Source organism: Aeromonas sp. 25-248 (genome assembly GCF_053005425.1).
Genome location: NZ_JBRKTB010000004.1, coordinates 19,492 through 44,441, shown reverse-complemented (window position 1 = coordinate 44,441; position 24,950 = coordinate 19,492). Strand labels below are relative to the sequence as shown.

Sequence of the window (24,950 nt, the reverse complement as noted above, 5' to 3'; positions counted from 1 at the left end):
GAGTCATGTCGTCTATCGTAGTCGTAGGTGCTAACTGGGGTGATGAAGGCAAAGGCCGCATCGTCGATTATCTGGCAGGCCAGGCTGGCGCCAGTATTCGTTTCCAGGGCGGCAACAACGCCGGCCACACCGTGGTCAACGATCTGGGCACCTTCAAGCTGCACCAGGTGCCGAGCGGCGTCTTCAACCCGGATTGCCTGGTCGTGCTGGGCCCCGGCATGGTGATCAGCCCCGAGAAGCTCACCGTCGAGCTGGAAGAGGTCAAGGCCTCCGGCGTCATTCCCAAGCTCGCCATCTCTGACCGTGCCACCCTCTGCCTGCCGCTGCACGCGCTGGAAGACACCCTGGAAGAGCAACGCCTGGGTGACGGCGCATACGGCTCCACCCGTCAGGGCATCGCCCCGGCTTACGGTGATCGGGTCATGAAAAAAGCGATCCTGGTGGGCTGGCTGAAACAGCCGGACGTGCTGGTCGAGCGCATCCAGTTCATGCTGGACTGGAAACTGCCGCAGATGAAGGCTCTCTATCCGGACTTCGAATTCACCCAGACCGCCCAGGAGATGGCCGACTGGCTGCTGGAAGTGTCTGCTCCCTGGCTGGACGCCGTCTGCAACGTCAGCATGCCCCTCAAGGCACTGCAAGCCGAAGGCAAGACCCTGCTGTTCGAAGCCCAGCTGGGTGCCGGCCGTGATCTCATCTACGGCGAATACCCCTGGGTCACCTCCTCCCACGTTTCCGGCGCCTACGCCGGCATCGGTGGCGGTCTGCCAGGCCTGCGCCCGGAGCGCGTCATCGCCGTGGCCAAGGCCTTCAGCTCCTCCGTCGGTACCGGCACCCTGCTGACCGCCATGGAGAACCAGGACGAGTTCCGCAAGATCACCAACGAGTTCGGCGCCACCACCGGCCGTCCCCGTGACGTGGGTTACTTCGATGCCGTCGCCACCAAGAACGGCGTCGAGCTGCAGGCTGCCACTGAAGTGGCCCTGACCAAGCTGGACTGCCTGACCGGTCTGCCGGATCTGAAGATCTGCGTGGCCTACGAAGGTGCCCACACCGAGAACCCGATCTGGCCGCAAACCGCCGCCCTCACCCCCGTCTACGAGAAGATGGAGAGCTGGAGCGAAGACATCAGCGGCTGCCGCACCTTCGCCGAGCTGCCCAAGGCTGCCCAGGACTATGTGCTGCGCATCGAAGCCCTGCTGGGCGTGCCGGTGCCCATGGTCTCCGTCGGCCCGGGCCGTGACGAGATGATCCTGCGCTAAGGCCCCTCGCCTCTCCCAAAAACCGGCATCCCAGGATGCCGGTTTTTTTATGCCCCTTCAAAAGCCCCGAACAGCTCACAAAAGCCGTCTCAATGGCATAATTTGAGCCATACGGGCACTCTGTTTTGAGCCAGCCCCCTTAGAGTGAATGCCATATTCACATAAAGGAGTGCCCATCATGAGATCCCCCATTATCCCGCTGCTGCCCCTGTTCTGCCTCGCGGCCCTGCCCGCCGGCGCCATGACCCTCAAGAGTACCGACATCCGCGAGGGTGAACCCATGGACAAGGTCTTCAGCTTCAACGGCTTTGGTTGCAGCGGCGAGAACCGCTCCCCCCAGTTGAGCTGGCAGAGCCTGCCCGCCGGCACCCAGAGCGTCGCCATCACCGCCTATGACCCGGACGCCCCCACCGGCAGCGGCTGGTGGCACTGGCTGGTGGTGAACCTGCCGGCCAGCCAGAGCGAGCTGCCGAGCAATGCCTCCGGCAAGATCAAGCAGGGGCTGGAGCTTGGCACCGACTACGGTACCCAGGGTTATGGCGGCCCCTGCCCGCCCGCCGGTCACGGCATGCACCGCTACCAGTTCACCGTCTGGGCCCTGCCCAAGGCGCTGGAGGTGAAGGCCAACACCCCGCCCGCCATGGTAGGCTACATGCTCAACAGCCTGGCCCTTGGCAAGGCCACCCTGACCGCCACCTTCACCACCCCCTAGGAGCCCGCCCGATGAGCACGCCCCTGCTGCAACTGAATCACTACTTCGGGATCCGCCAGCAGCCCCTGCGCCGGGTGCTCATCTACGCGCCGACCCTCATCTGGGTGCAGCAGGGCCGCAAGCAGCTGTGGTGGCGGGAGCAGCGCCTCTCCTTTGACAAGGAGAGCTGGCTGCTGATCCCGGCGGGTCACCGGCTCACCTTCGTCAACCAGCCGGAGCAGGGCACGTTTCGCTCCCAGGCGCTCACCCTGCTGGCCCCGCCACCGGCCGAGTGGCTGGCAGAGAGCACCCTCGATCTCCTCAAGCCACCGGCCATCAGGGTGACGTCGGCCCTCGCCTTCTGCTTCGATCTCGTCACCACCATGGCGCAGCGGCAGCTCTGCGAGACGGCCCAGACCCAGCTGCTGCAAGGGTTTTATGGCGAGCTCAGGGAAGCGGGGGGCCTTGGCCTGCTCTTTCCTGCCACCACCATGACCCTGGGGGAACGGCTGGCCCGTTACCTCAGCGTGGAGCCTGGTCTCGATCACCGGCTGGAGACGGTAGCGACCCACTTCGCCATGAGCCGCGCCTCTCTGGTCCGCAAGCTGGCCGCCGAGGGGCGCAGCTTTCGCCAGGTGCTGACCCAGGTACGCCTGGGGCACGCCCTCACCCTGCTGCAACAGGGGCTCACTCCGCTTCAAACCGCCCTCGCCTGTGGCTACGACTCCCCCGGCCGCTTTGCCGCGCGCTTCAAGGAGGAGTTCGGCCTGACCCCCCACCAATACCTGCGTACCTGCCCCTCCTCTCTCTCACTGACTGCCACCACAAAAGTAAATAATTACTAAAACACAAAGCTATGTAACCTCGTGTAACCGGGTGATCCGGCTCACACTCGCCCCTCCTGCACTGTGACACAGCGCCAACAATCCCGTCAAAATCGCCCTATAATGGCTCTCGCAAACGCTTTCACTAAAATAATCACTAAAAAACACCTTCCTTAACCTACAAAAACTGTCATTGGAGCGAGAAATGTTTCGTAAAAATTTACTTTTCATCACCCTGAGCGTCGCCCTGTTCGGCCTCACTGCCTGCAACGGCAATGACTCCAGCAGCCCGGCCGCCCCCAGCGCCACCCTGGCGAATCAGTATCAGAACGTGATCGACCGCAGCGGCACCCCGCTCCAGTTCCGTGACTTTGACAGCTACGCCAACCTCAAATACAACCCGCTGCTCGATCTCGGCGCTTGGCACGGCTTCCTGCTGCCCGCCAGCGACAGCGAGTGGGGCGGCTTTACCGGCCCCATGGTCATCGCCGAGGAGTACAGCCTGTTCTTCGCAAGGGAATTGGACAAGCTGACCCTGAGCGACGAGAGCGGCCGCGCCTTCCCCCTCACCAGCGCCAGCAAACAGGCGCTGTACGCCATCCCGGGAGCGCTGGTGCAGCGCTTCGATTTCGACCCCTTCACCCTGGAGCTGGAGCTGCGCTACGGCGATGCCCGCACTGCGCTGGTTCGTACCCGCCTCATCAACCACACTGACGCCCCCCTCACCCTCAAGCTCAACTGGCAGGGGGAGCTGCTCAACCAGTGGGATGCCAACAAGACGGTCGCCGAGCAGTACCCCGCCTGGACCCGCACCATCAGCCAGACCGAGCGCGGCGTGGCATTCCAGTTCGGCAAACTGCGCAGCACCTGGAACATCATGCAAAGCGGCAGCGCCAGCTACCGCATCGATCGCACCCTGCCCAGTCGCACCACCCTCGACGAGCAGGGCCTCGGCTACGTGAGCGAGGCCAGCCTCACCCTGGCCGCCAAGGGCCAGCAGGATATCTACACCCTGCAGAGCTATGTCCACAGCAGTGCTGACGCGAGCCGCTTCGAGCAGAGCCGCCAGGCGCTGCTGGCCGACCCCGCCAGCCATTTCGACGACTCCATCCGCCGCTGGGAGGATTACCTGGCGCGCGGCCTCTCCAATCAGGGGATCCCGGAATCGGAGCGGCGCATCGCGGTCAAGGCGATGGAGACCCTCAACGGCAACTGGCGCTCGCCGGCCGGTGCCATCCTGCACGACGGGGTGACCCCCTCCAACACCGCCCGCTGGTTCGACGGGGTCTGGGCCTGGGACAGCTGGAAGCACGCTTACGCAATGGCCCACTTCAACCCCGAGGTAGCCAAGAACAACGTGCGCGCCATGTATGACTACCAGATCCAGGCGGATGACCCGGTTCGGCCGCAGGATGCCGGCATGGTGATCGACGCCGTCTTCTACAACAAGCTCGCCGATCGCGGTGGCGACGGCGGCAACTGGAACGAGCGCGACACCAAGCCGCCCCTCTCCGCCTGGGCCATCTGGGAGATCTACAGCGCCACCCAGGACAAGGCCTTCATCGCCGAGATGTACCCGAAGATCCAGGCCTATCACGACTGGTGGTATCGGGCGCGGGACAACAACCGCAACGGCATCATCGAATATGGCGCCACCCGCCACGTCGAGCACAACGACGAGTTCGGCAACATCACCTTCAAGGTGCAGTACCCGACGGGGGCACCGGTCGGGCTGGATCTGTCGAGCTGTACCAATGAGGGAGATGGCTGGTATGGCTGCGCCGGCATGGCGCTCTATCAGCAGGTATTGAGCGTTGGCGGCTACGCCGACATGGATATCGGCGCCCAGCACGGGGCAGGCTGGGAGTCCGGCATGGACAACGCCGCCCGCTTCGGCTTTATCGAACCGGAGCAGCTCAAGCGCTATGCCGACAAGACCTATGGCGGCGACATGGCCAAGGCGCGCCAGGACTGGAACGTCTTCTTCTTTGAAAACCATCAGGACGACGGCAGCCTCATCGGCTTCTCCATCGATCAGGAGTCGGTGGAGCTCAACGCCTTCCTCGCCAAGGAGAAGCGCATCCTGGCCGACATGGCCGAGCTGCTCGGCAAGCCGGACGAGGCGAGCCGCTACCGCGAAGGGGCGACCCAGCTGGCCGATTACATCAACAGCTGCCTGTTCGATGAGGCCTCCGGCTTCTATTACGACCGCCAGATAGCCCAGGGGGATCTGCCCGACGCCAACGGCTGCGTCGGCAAGCTGTTGACCGCCCGCGGCCGTGGCCCGGAAGGGTGGAGCCCGCTCTGGGCCGAGGTCGCGGACAAGGAGAAGGCGGCGCGGGTGCGCGAGGTGATGCTCAATGCCCAGGAGTTCAACACCAAGGTGCCGCTCGGCACGGCGGCGCTGACCAACCCGGCCTACGACCCCGACATCTACTGGCGCGGCCGGGTCTGGCTGGATCAGTTCTACTTCGGGGTGAAGGGGCTGGAGAACTACGGCTATCGCAGCGATGCCCAAACACTCGTCAACAAGCTGTTTAGCAATGCCGAGGGGCTGGCGGGCAGCGGCCCCATCCGCGAGAACTACAACCCGGAGACCGGCGCCATGCAGGGAGCCAGCAACTTCAGCTGGAGCTCGGCCCACCTCTACATGCTCTATCGCAACTTCCTGAAAACCGAGGGTTGATCCCAACCGACCCGGTCAATGACCCAACAAAAAGGCCTCCGCAAGGGAGGCCTTTCTTATGGCAGCGCCACAGGTGGCGACTTACTTCACGGTCACCCGGGCAAACTTGCGCTTGCCGACCTGGTAGACGGCGGTACCGGCACCGATGAGGGCCTTGCCATCGTCCAGCTTCTCGCCATCCACCTTGACCGCGCCCTGCTTGATCATGCGCAGCGCTTCGGAGGTGGTGGCCACCAGATCGGCGTCTTTGAGCAGGTTGGCGATGGCCAGCCCTTCCCCTTCCAGTGCCAGCTCGACTTCCGGCATGTCGTCCGGAATGGCGTTCTTGGAAAAGCGCTGGGTGAAATCTTCGTGGGCCGCTTCAGCCGCCGCTTCATCGTGATAACGGGCGATGATCTCTTTGGCCAGCCAGATCTTCACGTCGCGCGGGTTGAGGGTGCCGGCAGCAATGCCCGCCTTGAACTCTTCGATTTCAGCCAGCGGACGGAAGGAGAGCAGCTCGTAGTAGTTCCACATCAGATCGTCGGTGATGGACATGATCTTGCCGAACATCTCGCCCGGGGCGTCGTGCACGCCGATGTAGTTGGCAGCGGACTTGGACATCTTCTTGACGCCGTCCAGGCCCACCAGCAGCGGCATCATCAACACGCACTGGGTCGCCATGCCCGCATCTTTTTGCAGCTCGCGACCCATCAGCAGGTTGAACTTCTGATCGGTACCGCCGAGCTCGACGTCCGCCTTCAGCGCGACCGAGTCATAGCCTTGCAGCAGCGGATAGAGGAATTCGTGAATGGCGATGGACTGGCCGTTGCTGTAGCGCTTCTTGAAGTCGTCGCGCTCCATCATGCGGGCCACGGTCTGCTTGGCCGCCAGCTTGATCATGCCGGTCGCGCCCAGCTCACTCAGCCAGGTGGAGTTGTACTCGATGCGGGTCTTGGCCGGGTCGAGGATCTTGAACGCCTGCTCGGCATAGGTGAGGGCGTTGTGCTTGATGGCCTCTTCGGAGAGCGGCGGACGGGTGGCGTTCTTGCCGGAGGGGTCACCCACCATGGCGGTGAAGTCACCGATCAGCAGGATCACTTCATGGCCCAGATCCTGGAAGGTCTTCAGCTTGTTGAGGATCACGGTATGACCCAGGTGGATGTCCGGCGCGGTCGGGTCCATCCCCAGCTTGATGCGCAGGGGGCGCCCTTCCTTCAACTTGGCGATCAGTTCTTCTTCAACCAGAATTTCTTCCGCTCCGCGCTTGATCTCGGCTAGCGCCACCTCGAGCTGGGACATTTTTTGACTCTCCAATCACGATTCCACAGGGCCAGACATATTACTGGAATGGCGGGCCAATTGGAAAGGCGGTAAACTCCGACCTTCTTCCGGGTTCAACTTTGTCTGCTTCTCATGGTCCTTTGGCACGCCTTCAACTCTCTCCCTCACTGGCACCGCAAGATGGTGCTTATCCTGAGCATCATGGTGATGATGCTGGCGGCCTGGCCGAGCGAACAGGCAGTCGCCACCCGGGTCGATGACAACGACAACGAACTGGCCGTCGAGCAGCAGGTCGACGAGGAGGCGCAGCTGGCACGGGCCGAGCCCGTCACCCCGCCCAAACCGCGCTATGTCACCAGACAGGTGAAGGTGCGCAGCGGCGACAACATGGGGGTCATCTTCCAGCGCCTGGGCCTCAGCACCACGGATCTGCACCTCATCGACCAGCTCGAGGGCACGGATACCCTGCGCCTGCTCAAACCCGGTCAGGAGCTCACCTTCAAGCTCACCAAGGGCGGCGAGCTGCACAGCCTCTATTACCCCCACAGCCTGGAGCAGGCGCTCAAGGTGAACCGCCGGGATGACGGCTTCGTGGCCAGGCCGGTGAAGATCGAGCTCGACACCCGCGAACAGGTGGCCCAGGGGGAAATCCGCTCCAGCTTCTGGGGCGCCGCCGTCGAAGCGGGCATGACGGAAGACCAGATCATGGATCTCGCCGCCATCTTCGGCTGGGACATCGACTTTGCCCAGGACCTGCAACCGGGGGACAGCTTCCGGGTGGTCTACCAGGACAAATACCAGGATGACGAGCGGGTTGCCTCCGGCGACATCCTGGCCGCCGAGTTCATCAACCAGGGGGCCATCTACCGCGCCGTGCTGAATGAGGATGGCAACTACTACACCCCGGACGGCAAGGCGATGCGCAAGAGCTTCCTGCGCGCGCCGGTCAACTTCAAATACATCAGCTCCAACTTCAATCCGCGCCGCCTTCACCCGGTCACCGGCAAGGTGCGTCCCCACAACGGCATCGACTACGTGGCGCCGGTGGGGACCCCCATCATGGCGGCGGGCGGCGGCAGCGTGGTGGCCGCCGGCTACAACCAGTTCAACGGCAACTACGTCTTCATCAAGCACGCGGGCAACTACGTGACCAAGTACCTGCACCTCTCCAAGCGCACCGTCAACAAGGGGCAGCGAGTGAAGCAGGGCCAGACCATCGGCCTGCTCGGCGGCACCGGCCGGGTCACAGGCCCGCACCTGCACTATGAATTCGTGGTGGGCGGCGTGCACAAGAACCCGCGCACCCTCAACCTGCCCCAGGCGGAGTCTCTCAGCGGGCGGGCGCTGGCCAGCTTCAAGGCTCAGGCCATGCCCCAGCTGGCCAAGCTGGACAGCCCCGAGCTGCAACTGGCCAGAAACAAGGGCAACGGCGACGACAGCTGACCGCTGTCGACCAAGGTGGAACACGGTATCAGACCGTTCCTCTGCACCACTGAAGAGGTGATGTCATGAGCGGGCCATATATCCGATTGATGTCGGGGACCAAGGCGGAACACGGTATCGAACCGTTCCTCTGCATCATTGAAAGGGGGTTGTCATGACTGAACGCTATATAGGCTTGATGTCCGGTACCAGCATGGATGGTATCGACGCCGTGCTGGTGACGATGGATAGGGAAGCGCTTCGAGTAGAGGCGGCCCTCTGCCATCCCTGGCCTGTCGATACGGCTCGCACCCTGCATGAGCTTTGCACCCCGGGGGAGAACGAAATCGACCGCATGGGGGTAGCCGACAACCTGGTGGCCCGCGAATTTGCCGCCGCCACCCAGGCCCTGCTCGCCAAGGCGGCGCTGACTCCCAAGGAGATTCGCGCCATCGGCAGTCACGGCCAGACCATACGCCACCGCCCTGCCCTCGGCTTTACCCTGCAGATTGGCAACGCGGCCTTGCTGGCGGCCCTGACCGGCATCGACGTGGTGGCCGATTTTCGCACCATGGACATGGCCCTCGGCGGTCAGGGGGCGCCCCTGGTGCCCGCCTTCCATCAGGCGCTCTTTGCCCGCCCCGGCACCCTGCGGGTCGTGCTGAACCTCGGCGGCATTGCCAATATCTCGGTGCTGCCCGGCCAGGCCGACGGGGGGGCTGGTGCAGGGGTATATGGCTTCGATACCGGCCCCGCCAACACCCTGCTCGACGGCTGGTATCGCCGCCACCAGCCCCACGGTGGCAGCTATGATGCCGGTGGCCAGTGGGCCGCCAGCGGCAAGCTTATCCCTGCGCTGCTGGAGCAGTTGCTGGCTCACCCCTACTTCGCCGCCCCCGCCCCCAAGAGCACGGGGCGTGAGATGTTCACCCTCGACTGGCTCGACGGCGAGCTGGACGGCTGCGCATACGCCCCCGCTGATGTGCAGCGTACCCTGCAATCCCTCACCTGCCACAGCATCGCCCGCCAGTTGCCCGCCCACAGTGGCGCGCCAACCCGGCCCGAGCTGTTTGTCTGCGGTGGCGGCGCCCACAACGCCCCGCTGCTGGCGGAGCTTGCTGCCCTGCTACCCGACTGGCATCTGACCAGCACCGCCCAGCTCGGCCTTGCACCGGACTGGGTGGAAGGGGCCGCCTTTGCCTGGCTAGCACAACGCTTTATCCAGCGAAAGCCGGGCAACCTGCCTGCGGTGACCGGCGCTAGCCGCCCGGCGGTACTGGGCGCCCTCTATCCCGCCTGAGCCGCTCCCCGAGCGCCATCCGCCCCTAATGAAACAAGCCCGAGCAGGTGCACCTGTTCGGGCTTGTTGTTATGCCTGGCGCCAGATGGCGCAGACCCGTCACTCTGTGCTCCCTACCCGAGCCGCTCTTTCAACCTGGCCGCCTGCGCCTTGAAGGTCTCATAATCGGCGACATGCCGACTCCTGGCGGCGGTGATCCACTGCACGCCCGTCTCGTCGGCGTGGGAAAATTCGATGCAAAACTCATATTTCGCGCTGGAGAGCAGCCCCATCAGGGCGCCAGACAGAAAACCCACCAGAGGCAGGAAGAGCACGATGAGCCAGTTGCCCGCCTGCTCGTAGGAAGGGGTGAAGTAAAAGAGCACACTGGAGGTAACTACTCCCAGCAACAAGGTCTTCTTGAGCCTATCCATCCAGCCGAGAGCTTTTACCTGCACGCCGACGATGCGGCCCAGATCGTAGCGATCCTTGTTGACCCTCAGTGTGTTGTCCGACTGTTCAATGGCAATGGCCATCCTGATACTCCGTCCTGTTGGCTATGGCGATAAGGGGTTGCCGTGGCGGCCCCGGATTGTGCATCCCGTGATCATGACAGGACCAGCGGCCAGCCACGGGGGCGATGGGCGGCGCCTCCCCCAACAGGAACACACGCTGCGCATGGTATCGTATGGCGCCAAACATCAAAAGGCGTTCACATCAAAAGGCGAGGTGGATCACCTTCTACCCGCCCCTTGTCCCCTGTGCAGCCGTTGGCTTTTCTGGCCATCCCCTCTTGGGCAAGGTAGCCGGGGGATCAGGGGTCAGTGAGATAACCGTCCCGTGATGACCCTCAGGAGGGGCGGGCCGATGGGATGGCGCCATGGGCCCGCACCTCGAGAGCACTCCCATGGCCCTAGAAGGCCCACTTCAGGAAGCGGTTTACCTGGCGCTTGACCGGTGCACAGAGCGGCGGTTTGGGAGGCTCCAGGTTGATCTGTCTGCGGCCCACCCTGGCTTCGCCCCGCAGCAGGATCTGGAGATAGTGGGGGTGCTGGCGCTGGATGAATCGAGAGATCTCATGGGCCCAGGGTTTGGGCACTCCCCACAGGGTCGAGGCCAGGGCGCCGACGATACAGAAAAAGGCGGGCTCGTGCATGCCCATCCTGACGCCATTCTCCAGCGCCTCTTTGAAGGAGCCAGAATGGGCGATGCAGGTCATCACATTGACCATGAAGGCGGCATAGTCATCTTCCCCGCCGTGGCCCACCCTGGCCACCAACCCGGCCTGCGGCCTGTAGCCGAACTGGTGGCCGATGTGCTCAAGCACCGCATTGCGCTGGCGAATGACCTTGGCATAGAACATCAGCATGGCGGTGCAGTCGAGCGCCTGGCTCAAGGCCGCCTGATGAGGATGGGTCTGGGTGGGACGGGGGGTGGTCAGCAGCGCGATCTCCTCCGAGATGGCGAGCAGACCGATGGGCACCGCCGTACTGATAAAGGCGAGATCGATGGCGATCGCCAGGTCCTGGCCCTCCTCCATCCGGCCGATGACCACCTGCTCGGCAAAGAGGCGACGCTGGCGCTCGATAAAGGCGCCATAGATCAGGGCCCTGAACTTCTTCTGGGGATAGGGGGTATCGAGCAGGGTCTCCATGGTCAGGATGGCGGCACCGGTGCGACCGCGCAGTTGATAGTCGGGGGCGAGGGGGAAGTGCTTGCCTAGGCGGGGGGGTGGCCGAAACCCGCTGGTGCGGCTGTACATGTCACCCAGAATGAATCCAAGCATAAAACCTCCGAAGTCAGATGACGGGGATCGCGATGCGATCGCATGTGCCACTCCCGGGCAGATGAGTGCCGATCCGTGCTGCTCGTCGGCAGGGTCCCTGATTTCATTATTAATCATACAGTTAATAATCCACCCAAACCCCGACCCAGGTCGCAATAACGGCAGTTGATGATAAAGAACACAAATAAGGGTGGTGCGGGGAAGATGAGCCGGCTGCATCGCAAGGAGTGCGGGATACGTCAGGGCGGCAAAGCAGGGCGGACTCCGGGGCCCCCTCACAGGAAAGGTCATGACAGGAGTGATATGCATCGGGGGGCGGCAAGTCGGGCCAGGCAAGGGGAAGGCCCCCTCCCCTTGCGTATGAGCCTTGTTGGCGGGCTGCGTTCGCGCCGCTGAAAAGATATGGCATAGGCGATGTGGCGACCCGCCCATGTCAGCCTCCGCCGCAGGGGCTAAAAAGCGCCCTCTCTTTCTCCCGTATTTATGTCATGACCTGTGGCCATGCAAAGAGGGTGAATGTTATTTCAGTGTGCTCGCCGCAGCATATTTTGGCGGCGCTGAACAGGGCGTCGAGAGAGCGATAAATAGATAGCTATGCAAAACCGGGAGAATAAGCTGCAATGTCGCCAAAAGTATTAACGGAGGATTCACAGGCTGTAACCCTGATACGCGACAATATGGCGCTATCTGGTTCCACTTTCATGGTAAAGCGGGATCATCATCACCTTTATTTGCCATGTCCGTCATGAATTGAATCGCAAAATGAATATATTTCACTCTGTTGAGCCACTTCATAGAAACAGGATCCCGGTTTGCATCCCCGGATAACCGCCCCCTAGAATTCTCCCGTCTGAATCACCAGGCCAACTTCTCTCCCTTGTCTGTTGCACGCGCTGTCTGCATCGAAACAGGGCTCGACACTGTGATGATCGTTCTCCTTTTCTCCGTCGTCCTGCGGCGGGAACGGGCAACTGTTGCCGCAATATCACGAGTCATCAGCGTGCCGCATTCGGTCAGGGAAGAACAATGCGGCCCGGACCCTACATCAAAAACGAAAAAGGAGTATCGCCATGAGTGGTACCATCATCAAATCCGCCAGAAATACCCCCAATGCGCCTCAGGATCTGGGGCCCTATACCCAGAGCGTGGCCTTCTCCCACTACAACAATATTGCCGCCCAGCTGCCGGTCGATCCGAAAACGGGCGCGCTGGTCGCAGGGGATATCCAGGCGCAGGCCAGACAGTGTCTCACCAATATCCAGGCCATCGTCCAGAGCGTTGGCCACGGCATGGAGGACATGGTGAAGGTGACCCTGTTCCTCGCGGACATAGCCGACCTCGATGCCGTCAACGCCGTCTATCGGGCATTCTTCCCCCACTCGCTGCCGACCCGCACAGTGCTCGCCGTCGCCAGTCTGCCGCTCGGCGCCAGGGTGCAGATGGATGCCCTGCTCTCCAACGGGGAAGGCACCTTCCCCCAGGCTCCCTGCCCGCTGCTCAAGATCTCCCGAAACAGCGACCACGCCCCGCAGGATCCGCTCTCCAGCCAGAGCGTCGCCTTCTCCCATTACAACAATATCGGTGCCCAGCTGCCCCTCGACCCCGCCTCCGGCGCTCTGGTTGACGGTGGCATTCGCGAGCAGGCGGCCCAGTGCCTGCGCAATATCAAAACCGTGCTGGAGAGCATCGACGTGCCCTTTGACGACATCGTCAAGGTGACTGTCTATCTGACCCACCTCGCCGATCTGGACGCCGTCAACGAGGTCTACACCACCTTCTTCCCCGATTCGGCCATTGCCCGTGCCGTCGCCTATCTGCCGGCCCGCAGCGTGATCGCGGCCTCTGCCCTGCCGCTGGGTGCCCGGGTGCAGATGGATGCGGTCATCTCCCACGGTGACGGCACCCCGCCCCAGTTGGTGGAAGACAGGCACAACCTGGTGATCCGTGCCCGCAATACCGACAAAGCGCCACGCAGCCCGCTGCATAGCCAGAGCGTCGCCTTCTCCCACTACAACCATATCGCCGGCCAGTTGCCGCTCGACATGACCACAGACAAAGTGCTGACCGGTTGCGTCCGTGAGCAGACCGCCCAGTGCCTCGGCCATATCAAGACCATTGTGGAGAGCATCGGCCACGTGATGGACGATATCGTCAAGGTCAATATCCAGGTGAAGAACATTGCGGATCTGGCGGACGTGGATGCCATCTACACCCAATACTTCCCGGCCTACCTGCCCGCCCGCACCGTGATTGGCGTCAGCGAGCTGCCCGCAGGCGCCCTGGTGCAGATGGATGCCGTACTCTCCAATGCGGAAAGCACCCCGCCGCAGGTGTAAGACATTGCTTTAACGATAAAAAGACACCGGCTTAGGCCGGTGTCTTCGTTCACTTATAGTAGATTTCTCTTCTAATCTAAAACTTATATCCATCTGAATAAACCTATCTAATTATAAATATTTGCAGACAGTTACACATTTATAGTCACAGTTGTAGCCACAGTCGCGAGTAACATCTCATTTATTAAACTCTAGGAAATCCTCACCACCTATGGCATGCTTCATCTAACTACCAGCCTTCAACTTAACCTGTGAAAACAAAGTAAATAATCGACAGGGGATTTTATATTTATGTCTGAACGTTCCATAGAGTTAATAAAGTAAAGCATTAATGGGGCAAATAAATATGACTATTTTATAGTTGGCATCGGAGCTGCAACATTCTCTTATTTTGCCAAAGATTTCAAGGTTAGTGATAATTTCTATATTAATGAAAGTACATTGACTTTGTTAGCGTTAGCTTTGCTATCTATATCAGTTGTTTGTGGGTTAAAGACAATATCACTTTACAATGTTTACCTAAATAAAAATGGCAAATACCTTGATCTTTCAGAACATCTAGCAGGATACAAAAAGAATGCAATAGAAGGCGGCGTTGCAATCAACGAAGAGAATGGGGACATTCTCTATCCAGATGAATCAGAGTTAAAAGCTCAGGTATTATCAGAACTACTTCCAGAGCGAAAGTATCAGCTACTCAAGCTAGGAAATAAAATAGAAATTGGTTACAAAATTAGAGATTACTCACTATTTCTATCTTATATATTCCTAGCAATGAGCAAGTCTATTCCGCTTTTTATTCACTTAATACCATAGAACTAACATTAAGGCTTAGTTATATATTGCAAGCCATAATTATTATATAAAAAAGCGCCTCCCGAGGGAGGCGCTTTTCAGTTCAGTACCAAGCAATCAGCGATTACAGGGATTCAGCGGTCGCAACCACGTTTTCCACGGTAAAGCCGAATTCCTTGAACAGCAGCTCGGCCGGCGCGGACTCACCGAAGGTGGTCATACCGATGATCTTGCCGCCGAAACCGACGTACTTGTACCAGTAGTCAGCGATGCCCGCTTCGATGGCCACGCGCTTGGTAACGGCGGCCGGCAGGACGGACTCCTTGTACTCGGCAGATTGAGCGTCGAACACGTCGGTAGACGGGATGGAGACCACGCGCACGGCACGGCCCTTGGCAGTCAGCTGCTCATAGGCGGCCACGGCCAGCTCCACTTCGGAACCGGTGGCGATCAGGATCAGTTCCGGGGTACCGGCGCAATCCTTCAGCACATAGCCACCCTTGGCGGCATCGGCCAGTTGCTGGGCGGTGCGGTCCATCTGGGCCAGGTTCTGACGGGAGAAGATCAGGGAGGTCGGGCCGTCGGTACGCTCGATGGCGTGTTTCCAGGCGATGGCGGACTCTACCTGGTCACACGGGCGCCAGGTGCTCATGTTCGGGGTCAGACGCAGGGAGGCGATCTGCTCGACCGGCTGGTGAGTCGGGCCATCTTCACCCAGACCGATGGAGTCGTGGGTGTAGACGAAGATGGCGCGCTGCTTCATCAGGGCGGCCATGCGCAGGGCGTTGCGGGCGTACTCCATGAACATCAGGAAGGTGGCGCCGTAGGGGATGAAACCACCGTGCAGGGCGATGCCGTTCATGATGGCGGACATGCCGAACTCGCGCACGCCGTAGTGGATGTAGTTGCCTGCGGCGCTCTCGGGAGTCAGGGACTTGGAGCCGGACCACATGGTCAGGTTGGACGGCGCGAGATCCGCGGAGCCGCCCATGAATTCCGGCAGCAGCTTGCCGAAAGCTTCCAGGGAGTTCTGGGACGCTTTACGGGTCGCGATCTTGGCCGGGTTGGCCTGCAGGGTTTCGATGATCTTGGCGGATTCAGCAGCCCAGTTGGCCGGCAGCTCGCCAGTGGTGCGGCGCTTGAATTCGGCAGCCAGGGCCGGGTGAGCGGCTTCATAGGCGGCGAACTTGGCAGCCCAGTCGGATTCGAGCTTGGCACCCTTCTCCTGACCGTTCCACTCGGCGGCGATGTCGGACGGGATGACGAACGGCGCGTGGTCCCACTTCAGGAAGGCACGGGCGGCGGCAATCTCGTCGTTGCCCAGCGGTGCGCCGTGGCAGTCGTGGGAGCCGGACTTGTTCGGGGAACCGTAACCGATAATGGTGCGGCAGCAGATCAGGGTCGGCTTGCCGGTCTCGGCCTTGGCGGCTTCGATGGCAGCGTTGATGGCTTCCGGGTTGTGACCGTCAACGGCCGGGATGACGTGCCAGCCGTAGGCTTCGAAGCGCTTGGGAGTGTCGTCGGTGAACCAGCCTTCTACGTGACCGTCGATGGAGATGCCGTTGTCATCCCAGAACGCGATCAGCTTGCCCAGACCCAGGGTGCCAGCCAGGGAGCAGGCTTCGTGGGAGATACCTTCCATCAGGCAGCCATCGCCCATGAAGGCGTAGGTGTAGTGGTCGACGACATCAAAGCCCGGCTGGTTGAACTGCTCGGCCATGGCCTTCTCGGCGATCGCCATGCCCACGGCGTTGGTGATGCCCTGACCCAGCGGGCCGGTGGTGGTTTCAACGCCCGGCGCATAACCGTACTCCGGGTGACCCGGGGTGCGAGAGTGCAGTTGGCGGAAGTTTTTCAGATCGTCGATGGAGAGGTCATAACCGGAGAGGTGCAGCAGGGAGTACAGCAGCATGGAGCCGTGGCCGTTGGAGAGAATGAAACGGTCGCGGTCGGCCCACTTGGGGTTGTTCGGGTTGTGTTTGAGGTGGCTGCGCCACAGCACTTCAGCGATATCCGCCATTCCCATGGGGGCGCCCGGGTGACCGGAGTTGGCTTTTTGAACGGCATCCATACTCAATGCACGAATGGCATTGGCAAGCTCTTTACGAGAAGGCATCTGTATCTCCTGCGATTGCTTCATTTGATGGCCAAGATTAAGGCGCGTTATTGTCCCAGCAGGGGGCGCGGCGTGCAAATATTATCTGGGCGAATAAAGTGGCTTTGGGAGCACAATCGCTTTTCTGGGCGGGGAAAACGATTCAATCCGCCCCCTGCCTTACCTCCATGGAGGTGGATCCCTTCCCCATCCCGCCCCGGGCGGCTCCACCCCCAAATAGTGCTGGCAATCACCGGATGACCTATTTAAAATAGACGTCCAGATGTAGATACCTCTACAGTCATCCTGTCATTATCCGGTTATGGCCAAGGCGATAACCCTTACGAATCGAGAACCAAACATGGCAAAGCTGTTTACTTCCGAGTCGGTCTCCGAAGGCCATCCCGATAAAATCGCCGACCAGATCTCCGATGCGGTGCTGGACGCCATCCTGCAGCAGGACACCAAGGCGCGCGTCGCCTGCGAAACCCTGGTCAAGACCGGCATGGTGATGGTAGCCGGCGAAGTGACCACCTCTGCCTGGGTCGACATCGAACAGATCGTGCGCGACACCGTGCGCGAGATTGGTTACACCCACTCCGACATGGGCTTCGACGCCGACTCCTGCGCCGTGCTGAACGCCATCGGCAAACAGTCTCCGGACATCAACCAGGGCGTCGACCGTACCGACCCGCTGGAGCAAGGTGCCGGTGACCAGGGCCTGATGTTCGGCTACGCCACCAACGAAACCGACGTGCTGATGCCCGCGCCCATCACCTACTCTCACCTGCTGGTGAAGCGTCAGGCTGAAGTGCGCAAGAATGGCACCCTGCCGTGGCTGCGTCCGGACGCCAAGAGCCAGCTGACCTTCGCCTACGACGACGCAGGCAAGATCCTGGGTGTCGATGCCGTGGTGCTCTCCACCCAGCATTGCGACTCCATCAGCCACAGCGATCTGGTGGAAGCGGTGCGCGAAGAGATCATCAAGCCGGTGCTGCCCGCCGAGTGGATCAACAAGGACACCAAGTACTTCATCAACCCGACCGGCCGTTTCGTCATCGGCGGCCCCATGGGTGACTGCGGTCTGACCGGTCGCAAGATCATCGTCGACACCTACGGCGGCATGGCCCGTCACGGTGGTGGCGCCTTCTCCGGCAAGGATCCGTCCAAGGTGGACCGCTCCGCCGCCTACGCCGCCCGCTACGTGGCCAAGAACATCGTGGCCGCAGGTCTCGCGGATCGCTGTGAAGTGCAGGTCTCCTACGCCATCGGCGTGGCCGAGCCCACCTCCATCAGCGTCGAAACCTTCGGTACCGGCAAGGTGGCCGAAGCCCTGCTGGTCAAGCTGGTGCGCGAGTTCTTCGAGCTGCGCCCCTATGGCCTCATCGAGATGCTGGATCTGAAGCGTCCGATCTACCAGGCAACCGCCGCTTACGGCCACTTCGGCCGCGACGAGTTCCCCTGGGAGAAGACCGACAAGGCCGAGCTGCTGCGCGCTGCCGCTGGCCTGTAAGGCTCGAGGTTGTGATAAAAGGGGAGCCTGGCTCCCCTTTTGCTTTTGTGTCCGTCCCGAGGATCCCATGCCTGCCACTGCCACCCGGCTTGACCCCGCCCTCATCGAGATGCTGCTCGCGCGCGTCGAGGCCTGCTTTGTACAGGCCGAAACGCGCCTTGGCCGCACCTTTCCCCGCCCGCAAGTCCATTGCAACATGCGGGGCCGGGCGGCAGGGTCTGCGCGGCTGCAAACCTGGGAGCTGCGTTTCAATCCGGCGCTCTATCAGGCCAATCAGCAGGCGTTTCTCAGGGAAGTGGTGCCCCACGAGGTGGCGCACCTGCTGGTCTATGCGCTCTGGGGAGAGGGGCGCGGCAAGAGCCGGGTACTGCCCCATGGCCGCCAGTGGCAGTCGGTGATGCGGGAGCTGTTCGGCCTCGAACCCAGCACCACCCACAGCTTCGATCTGGGGGTGCTGGCCCAGCGCACCTTCGTGTATGCCTGCGCCTGCCAGCAGCATCCCCTCTCGGTGCGCCGCCACAACAAGGTGATGCGCGGCGAGGCCCGCTATCACTGCCGCCGCTGTCGCCAGCCCCTGGTGTGGCAGCGCGACACGACGGCGGATTGAGTCACCCCGTGTCGCGCTCCTGTGATAGGGTGCGCGCTTACTTCATTCAACTGTCTCATTGCCAAGGATATTCATGTTTCGCCCTCTGCTCTCCCTCTGCCTGGCCCTGCTGGTCAGCGCCCCGGCTCATGCCGACAACATCCAGACCTTTCGCGCCGCCAAGCAGGATCTGAACAAGCTCTACCAGAGCCACCCCGTCACCTTCTACTGCGGCTGCAACATCAAGTTCAGCGGCAAGAAGATGGCCCCCGACTGGGAGAGCTGCGGCTACCTGCCGCGCAAGCAGGCCGAGCGGGCCTCCCGCATCGAATGGGAGCACGTGGTACCCGCCTGGGAGTTCGGCCACCAGCTCCAGTGCTGGCAGGACGGGGGTCGCAAGAATTGCGGCAAGAGCGACGAGTTCAACAGGATGGAGGGAGACATGCACAACCTCTTCCCCGCCATCGGCGAGGTGAACGGTGATCGGGCGAACTTCCGCTTCAGCGACTGGAACGGCAAACCGAACCAGTACGGCAAGTGCCAGATGCTGGTGGACTTCAAGGAGCGCCAGGTGCAGCCGCCCAAGGGGCCGGTGCGTGGCCAGATCGCCCGCGCCTACCTCTACATGAGCCAGCAGTACGGACTGCGTCTGGCGGCCCAACAGCGCAAGCTTTACGAAGCCTGGGACAGGCAGTATCCGGCTGATCGCTGGGAGTGCGAGCGCAACCGCCGTATCGGCAAGCTGCAGGGCAATACCAATCCCTTCATTGAAAAGCAGTGCCAATAACCCCATTTGACCAGGGAGGGGGAGTGTCCCCCTCATCCTGAATCCCTTCACTCTCTGTCTCGCGAGCCTTGCTCGCCGCCGTGCAGTAGGGTATTGAAGGGTTTCCAAGCAAGAGACTGACTATCAGCCATGCGCATTCCACGTATCTATGAACCGGCCAGCCTGCAGGTTGGCCAGACCCTCGCCCTGTCGGAAGACGGTGCCAATCACATCGGCCGCGTGCTGCGCATGCAGCCGGGCCAGCAGCTCGAGCTGTTCAACGGCGACGGCCACCAGTACCCCGCCACCATCGCCAACGTCGGCAAGAAGTCGGTGGAAGTGACCATCGACAGTTGCGAGACCCGCTCGGTGGAGTCCCCCCTTGCCATCCACCTGGGTCAGGTGATCAGCCGCGGCGACAAGATGGACTTCACCATCCAGAAATCCGTGGAGCTCGGCGTCACCTGCATCACGCCCCTCTTCTCCGAGCGCTGCGGCGTCAAGCTGCCCGCCGATCGGCTGGAGAAAAAGCGCGAGCAGTGGCAAAAAGTGGTGATCAGTGCCTGCGAGCAGTGCGGTCGCAATACCGTGCCCGAGGTGCGCATGCCGATGGAGCTGGACGCCTGGCTGGCGGAAGAGACTCAGGAGCTCAAGCTCAACCTGCACCCGCGCGCCCCTTACAGCATCAACACCCTGCCCATCCCCGAGCACGGCGTGCGCCTGCTGATCGGCCCGGAAGGGGGCTTGTCCAGCGACGAGATCGCCCGTACCGTGCAGGAAGATTTCAAGGAGATGCTGCTGGGGCCGCGGGTGCTGCGCACCGAAACCGCCGCCCTGACGGCGATTACTGCGCTTCAGTGCCGCTTTGGCGATCTCGCTTGATACTATCTGGCGGTGTCGATAAGCCGTGTGGCGCATCACATCATGGCAGCCTCAAACGGCCGATTACGCTGCGCTAATCGACCCTACAACCCTATCGAGCCATTAGGAAGGAAACTCGGATGACCATTAAACTCGGCATCGTGATGGACCCCATCTCGGCCATCAACATCAAGAAGGACTCCAGCTTCGCCATGCTCGAAGAGGCGCAAAAGCGCGGCTACGAGCTGTTCTATCTGGAGATGAAGGATCTCTACATGGAGGCCGGTCGCGCCTTCGGTACCATGCGCCCGCTCACCGTCAAATATGACTATGCCGACTGGTACACGCTGGGCGAGGTGGTGGATCAGCCGCTCTCCAGCCTGGACGTGATCCTGATGCGCAAGGATCCCCCCTTCGACACCGAGTTCATCTACGCCACCTACATGCTGGAGCGGGCCGAGGATGAGGGCTGCCTCATCGTCAACAAGCCCCAGAGCCTGCGCGACGCCAACGAGAAGCTCTACACCGCCTGGTTTGCCGAACACACCCCGACCACGCTCGTCACTCGCAGAGCCGACAAGCTGCGTGCCTTCCACGCCAAGCACAAGGACGTCATCCTCAAGCCGCTCGACGGCATGGGCGGCGCCTCCATCTTCCGCATGAAGGAGGATGACGCCAACGTCGGCGTCATCATCGAGACATTAACCTCTCACGGCAGCCAGTACTGCATGGCGCAGACCTATCTGCCCGCCATCAAGGATGGCGACAAGCGGGTGCTGGTGGTGGACGGTGAACCGGTTCCCTACTGCCTGGCCCGCATTCCGGCCCAAGGTGAGACCCGTGGCAACCTGGCGGCCGGCGGCCGTGGTGAGGCGCGCCCTTTGAGTGACGCGGACTGGGCCATCGCCCGCGCGGTAGGCCCGACCCTGAAAGAGAAGGGACTCATCTTCGTCGGCCTCGACATCATCGGCGATCGCCTGACCGAGATTAACGTCACCAGCCCGACCTGCATCCGCGAGATTGAGGCGGCCTTCGACGTCTCCATTACCGGCATGCTGATGGACGCCATCGAGCGCCGGCTGGGCCGCTGACCCCTTGCCCAGCGACCCGTTGCCGCCGCGAGGACACACACACAAGGGGCCGTGAAGGCCCCTTTGACTGCCGGCAAAAAGCGGTTTTGCCCGCCGCCATCAACTGCCATAATCACCCCAAATACCTTTGCACGCTAAGAGATACATACGCTCCATGCAAACACTGCAAAATCACTTTCTGCTCGCCATGCCGAGCCTCACGGACGCCTATTTCCAGCGCTCCCTGGTCTATCTGTGCGAACACAGCAGCGAAGGCGCCATGGGACTGGTGGTCAACATTCCGGTCGACATGTCCCTGGACGCCATGCTGACCAAGCTCAACCTCAATCCCCCCGCCACCGCCGAGATGAAACAGCCGGTGTTGCAGGGGGGGCCGGTGCACGGGGATCGCGGCTTCGTGTTGCACAGCTTCCGCCCGGGCTTCAACTCCACCCTGCAGGTGAGCGACGAGATGATGGTCACCACCTCCAAGGACATCCTGGAGACCCTGGGCACCGACGAGGCGCCGGACCACTGGCTGGTGGCGCTCGGTTACGCCGGCTGGAGTGCAGGCCAGCTCGAGCAGGAGCTGGTGGATGGCGCCTGGCTGGTGATCCCCCCCAATCCCAAGCTGGTCTTCGATACCCCCATCCACCTGCGCTGGCAGCAAGCCGCCGCGAGCATTGGGGTCAACCCCCTGCACCTCTCCAGCCAGGTGGGCCATAGCTGACACCCCGGCCCTCCCCCCACGAGCAGGGGGAGACAGGGAGGGGTCTTCCCCCTTCATTTATCCATCCATTTCGAGGAGACCCCATGTCATCACGCAGCATCATGGGCTTTGACTACGGCACCAAGAGCATCGGTGTCGCCATCGGCCAGGAGCTCACGGGCAGCGCCCGACCCCTTCGCTCCCTCAAGGCCAACGACGGCATCCCCAACTGGGACGAGATAGAGAAGCTGATCAAGGAGTGGCAACCGGATCTGCTGATCGTCGGTCTGCCGCTCAACATGGATGGCACGGACCAGGAGATCACGGTGCGAGCTCGCAAGTTCGGCAATCGCCTGCACGGTCGCTTCGGCAAGCCGGTGGAGTTCAAGGACGAGCGGCTCACCACCACGGATGCCCGCGCCCGCCTGTTTGAACGTGGCGGCTACAAGGCGCTGGACAAGGGGAGCGTGGACGGCGTCTCCGCCCAGCTCATCGTCGAAGCCTGGATGGAAGAGCAGTACGACTAAACCGGGGAGCCTCCTCCCCCTTGCTTCTCTTTCGCCGCCCCGCTCTCCATGGGCCCGCCCCAGGCAAAACGCGTCATCCCCGCCGCGGCCAGGCCATAGAGCCGCCGGATCTCCCCCCGCAACCACATCACCTTGGCATCCTGATTGTGGCGCTTGTGCCACAGCAGGATGAAGGCGATCTCCAGCTGGGCATAGAGAGACTCTTCCAGCGGCAACGGCATGGGGATGAGGTCGGGGTGATGTCTGGCGGCATAGTCCGCGCAATATGAAGGCACCACGGCGATCAGCTCGTGGCTCTTTTGGGCGGCGATATGCAGCGCCTGCTCGAAGCTCGCCACCATGATGGGCACCTGCCGCCTGTGGCCTTCGTCCTCCAGCAGATCGTCCAGTGCCCAGCTGTCGCTGGCCTCCCACACCACGCTCACCTGGGGGCAGGCCAGAAAGCGGGTCAGCGACCACGTCTGCCCGAGCAAGGGGTGATCCTTGCGCAGGAACACCACGGGACGATCGCAGAACAGCACCTCGTGATCGATGTAATAGGGCAGCCGGTTGACCCTGGCATGGGAGCGGCCGTGGGTCTCCCGGGCGCAGAAGCCGAGATCCGCCTCCCCGTTGACGATGTCGTTGAGGGAGTGGTGATCCCAGCCCAACATTCTGACCACGGAGTGGGGGTACTTCTGGTAGATGGTCGTGGGCAGCTCACTCAAGAAGCTGATGCCAAAGGGGGACTCCATCACCAGACTGAAGCGGGCCCCCTCGGGGATCGCCTCGCTGTTGAGGGTGCTGATGCTCTCGGTGAGCTGGAACCAGGTCTTGAGCTCCTCCGCCAGGGTCAGGGAGAGATTGGTCGGCTGCAAGCCCTGGCGCACGCGCACGAAGAGGGGATCCCCGAACCAGTCCCGCAGCTTGCCAAGCGCCTTGCTCACCGCCGACGGGGTGACACACAGCTTCTTGGCCGCCCCCGCCACGCTGCGCTCCTGCATCAGGTGCCTGAAGACCACCAGCAGGTTCAAATCGAGTTCACCCAGATTGCGCATCGCGTCTCTCCTATCCCCGAGCCCGTACTCGCCGTACCGCACGCCATGGTAGCAGCACCTTGACCACCAGGTAACCGAGCAGCGCCAGCAGGAGTGCCAGGATCAGCATCCAGAACGCAGGCATCCCCAGATGGCCCATCCCCCAGATGAAGAGCCCGGACAACCCTATCTGCATGATGCAGAGCAGGGCGCTGGCCGATGCCACCTGATCCCCGCACACATCCAGCGCCTCCCCCATCGCCACCCCGAACCCGCAGGAAAACCCGATGCAGACCAGGGAAAACCCCGCCAGCAGCCAGGACAGGCCGCCTTCGGGCCCGCTGCTGCACAGCAGGGCGAGCAAGGCCAGCAGGTAGGCGAGGTGGGAGAGCGCCAGCACCCTTGCCTTGCCGAGCCAGCGCAGCAGCAAGGGGGTCAGGAAGGAAGCGGACATGCTCACCCCGGCCATCGCCATCATCAGCCGGGTGTACTGCTCGGGAGACAGGCCGAACGTGGTCATCAGGACGAGGGGCGAGACGCTCACATAGACCAGGATGGCGGTCACGCTGGCGCTGGTCAGCAAGGCGCGCAGCATGAAGGGGGCCATGCCCAGCAGGGCCAGCGGCGATGCCCCCGCAGGCTGGCGGGCGGGGCGGGTCTCCTTGAGCAGTCGCAGGTTGACCAGGGCACTGATGGCAGCCACCAGCGCCATGCCCACGAAGATGCCGCGCCACTCGAAGTGCGACAGGATGAGATAACCGAGTACGGGAGCCAGCACCGGAATGATGCAGATCACGCCGTTGATGAGGGAGAGGGCCATCGCGAGGCGCGCCTGGCTCAGCACATCCCGCAGCACGGTGAAGGTCATGATGTAGAGCGCTCCAGCGCCCACCCCTTGCCAGAAACGCCCCAGATAAAACTGGGCGATGCCGGTCGCCTCCCCCGCCACCAGGGAGGCGACCACGAAGATGAGGGTGCCCCCCAGTACCACGGGGCGCCTGCCATGGCGATCCGCCAGCATGCCCCCCGGCAGCACGGTAGCCGCCATGCCCAGCAGATAGATGGAAAAAGCGGTGTGGATCTGCGCCTCGCTCCCCTGCAGGGTTTGCGCAATGCGGGGCACGGCCACCAGATAGAGATCGATCCCGAGGGGATAGAGGATGATCATCAGAAAAGTACACAGCAGAAACATACCCATGAAGGCTCCATAGCAGCAGGTTTCACCATCACAGGTGCGCTGTCAGCGAGATTGACAACTCAATCCTGCAAAAGCAGAGGAAGATGCCGGGCACTATAGAGCGGGCGGCCTGCCGGGGCCTAGTGACGAGATGGCACTCGGTGGATGCCAATCCGGACATCTCCCGCAGGAGAGGTCCGGACTGGCATGTTCATCGACCCGCCCCCTGCCAGGTCGCCCTTGAGGGGGCGGGTCCGAGGTAACGGGCACGCCGCGATGCGGCGTG

21 protein-coding genes are annotated in these 24,950 nt (G+C 62.0%); 15 read left to right on the top strand and 6 right to left on the bottom strand.

The genetic code is table 11. From position 1 onward, the window contains the following. Positions 1-5: 5 nt before the first annotated feature. The 4 genes from ACVDHI_RS08185 (at position 6) to ygjK (ending at position 5,463) form a co-directional block, all read left to right on the top strand. The gene (locus ACVDHI_RS08185; protein ID WP_010673886.1) at positions 6-1,262 is read left to right on the top strand and encodes an adenylosuccinate synthetase; all 1,257 of its coding nucleotides are present in this window, start codon (positions 6-8) and stop codon (positions 1,260-1,262) included. A 178-nt stretch (positions 1,263-1,440) separates the two neighbouring features. Continuing rightward, the gene (locus tag ACVDHI_RS08180) at positions 1,441-1,974 is read left to right on the top strand and encodes a YbhB/YbcL family Raf kinase inhibitor-like protein (RefSeq protein ID WP_049637270.1); all 534 of its coding nucleotides are present in this window, start codon (positions 1,441-1,443) and stop codon (positions 1,972-1,974) included. Between the two features lie 11 nt (positions 1,975-1,985). Continuing rightward, complete coding sequence (locus ACVDHI_RS08175; protein WP_048207195.1) at positions 1,986-2,798, top strand: helix-turn-helix transcriptional regulator; 813 nt, start codon at positions 1,986-1,988, stop codon at positions 2,796-2,798. Between the two features lie 184 nt (positions 2,799-2,982). Then, complete coding sequence (gene ygjK / locus ACVDHI_RS08170; RefSeq protein ID WP_447211952.1) at positions 2,983-5,463, top strand: alpha-glucosidase; 2,481 nt, start codon at positions 2,983-2,985, stop codon at positions 5,461-5,463. A gap of 81 nt (positions 5,464-5,544) precedes the next feature. On the opposite strand, the gene tyrS is transcribed toward ygjK, so the two are convergent. After that, positions 5,545-6,744, bottom strand: a complete 1,200-nt coding sequence (gene tyrS, locus ACVDHI_RS08165; RefSeq protein WP_039040151.1) for a tyrosine--tRNA ligase — start codon at positions 6,742-6,744, stop codon at positions 5,545-5,547. A 114-nt stretch (positions 6,745-6,858) separates the two neighbouring features. Here tyrS and ACVDHI_RS08160 point away from each other — a divergent pair, with 114 nt between their 5' ends. Both ACVDHI_RS08160 and ACVDHI_RS08155 read left to right on the top strand, forming a co-directional pair. Then, positions 6,859-8,169, top strand: coding sequence for a peptidoglycan DD-metalloendopeptidase family protein (locus ACVDHI_RS08160; RefSeq protein WP_069784477.1), 1,311 nt, complete (start codon positions 6,859-6,861; stop codon positions 8,167-8,169). A 154-nt stretch (positions 8,170-8,323) separates the two neighbouring features. After that, positions 8,324-9,448, top strand: coding sequence for an anhydro-N-acetylmuramic acid kinase (locus tag ACVDHI_RS08155; protein WP_447211951.1), 1,125 nt, complete (start codon positions 8,324-8,326; stop codon positions 9,446-9,448). A gap of 113 nt (positions 9,449-9,561) precedes the next feature. On the opposite strand, the gene ACVDHI_RS08150 is transcribed toward ACVDHI_RS08155, so the two are convergent. Beyond that, a complete protein-coding gene (locus ACVDHI_RS08150) occupies positions 9,562-9,963 on the bottom strand; it encodes a hypothetical protein (RefSeq protein ID WP_223929890.1) in 402 nt (133 codons plus the stop codon). 377 nt (positions 9,964-10,340) lie between these two features. Further along, on the bottom strand, positions 10,341-11,213 hold the full coding sequence (locus ACVDHI_RS08145) for a hypothetical protein (protein WP_041212597.1): 873 nt from the start codon (positions 11,211-11,213) through the stop codon (positions 10,341-10,343). 1,070 nt (positions 11,214-12,283) lie between these two features. On the opposite strand from ACVDHI_RS08145, the gene ACVDHI_RS08140 reads away from it, so the two are divergent. Then, a complete protein-coding gene (locus tag ACVDHI_RS08140) occupies positions 12,284-13,549 on the top strand; it encodes a RidA family protein (RefSeq protein ID WP_447211950.1) in 1,266 nt (421 codons plus the stop codon). Between the two features lie 441 nt (positions 13,550-13,990). Beyond that, positions 13,991-14,365, top strand: a complete 375-nt coding sequence (locus ACVDHI_RS08135) for a hypothetical protein (RefSeq protein ID WP_447211949.1) — start codon at positions 13,991-13,993, stop codon at positions 14,363-14,365. Between the two features lie 103 nt (positions 14,366-14,468). On the opposite strand, the gene tkt is transcribed toward ACVDHI_RS08135, so the two are convergent. After that, positions 14,469-16,460, bottom strand: coding sequence for a transketolase (gene tkt, locus ACVDHI_RS08130; RefSeq protein ID WP_447211948.1), 1,992 nt, complete (start codon positions 16,458-16,460; stop codon positions 14,469-14,471). A gap of 340 nt (positions 16,461-16,800) precedes the next feature. On the opposite strand from tkt, the gene metK reads away from it, so the two are divergent. From metK to ruvX, 7 genes are all read left to right on the top strand, one after another. Then, a complete protein-coding gene (gene metK / locus ACVDHI_RS08125; protein ID WP_010673869.1) occupies positions 16,801-17,952 on the top strand; it encodes a methionine adenosyltransferase in 1,152 nt (383 codons plus the stop codon). 67 nt (positions 17,953-18,019) lie between these two features. Then, the gene (locus ACVDHI_RS08120; RefSeq protein ID WP_039040145.1) at positions 18,020-18,559 is read left to right on the top strand and encodes a SprT family zinc-dependent metalloprotease; all 540 of its coding nucleotides are present in this window, start codon (positions 18,020-18,022) and stop codon (positions 18,557-18,559) included. Positions 18,560-18,632: 73 nt separating this feature from the next. Further along, entirely contained in the window at positions 18,633-19,325 is a 693-nt protein-coding gene (locus ACVDHI_RS08115; RefSeq protein ID WP_039040144.1) for an endonuclease, read from the top strand. A 129-nt stretch (positions 19,326-19,454) separates the two neighbouring features. Next, positions 19,455-20,186: a 16S rRNA (uracil(1498)-N(3))-methyltransferase gene (gene rsmE / locus ACVDHI_RS08110; protein WP_104455513.1), complete on the top strand. Its 732-nt coding sequence runs from the start codon at positions 19,455-19,457 to the stop codon at positions 20,184-20,186. Positions 20,187-20,305: 119 nt separating this feature from the next. Continuing rightward, positions 20,306-21,256 carry a glutathione synthase gene (gshB, locus tag ACVDHI_RS08105; RefSeq protein ID WP_069651516.1) on the top strand — a complete coding sequence of 317 codons (951 nt, stop codon included), beginning with the start codon at positions 20,306-20,308 and terminating at the stop codon, positions 21,254-21,256. 154 nt (positions 21,257-21,410) lie between these two features. Continuing rightward, positions 21,411-21,965: a YqgE/AlgH family protein gene (locus tag ACVDHI_RS08100; protein WP_010673864.1), complete on the top strand. Its 555-nt coding sequence runs from the start codon at positions 21,411-21,413 to the stop codon at positions 21,963-21,965. Positions 21,966-22,048: 83 nt separating this feature from the next. After that, the gene (ruvX, locus tag ACVDHI_RS08095; RefSeq protein ID WP_010673863.1) at positions 22,049-22,471 is read left to right on the top strand and encodes a Holliday junction resolvase RuvX; all 423 of its coding nucleotides are present in this window, start codon (positions 22,049-22,051) and stop codon (positions 22,469-22,471) included. On the opposite strand, the gene yidZ is transcribed toward ruvX, so the two are convergent. Further along, on the bottom strand, positions 22,468-23,508 hold the full coding sequence (gene yidZ, locus ACVDHI_RS08090) for an HTH-type transcriptional regulator YidZ (protein ID WP_104455511.1): 1,041 nt from the start codon (positions 23,506-23,508) through the stop codon (positions 22,468-22,470). The genes ruvX and yidZ overlap by 4 nt on opposite strands. Before the next feature lie 10 nt (positions 23,509-23,518). After that, positions 23,519-24,685, bottom strand: a complete 1,167-nt coding sequence (locus tag ACVDHI_RS08085; RefSeq protein ID WP_447211947.1) for an MdtL family multidrug efflux MFS transporter — start codon at positions 24,683-24,685, stop codon at positions 23,519-23,521. Between the last annotated feature and the right edge of the window lie 265 nt (positions 24,686-24,950).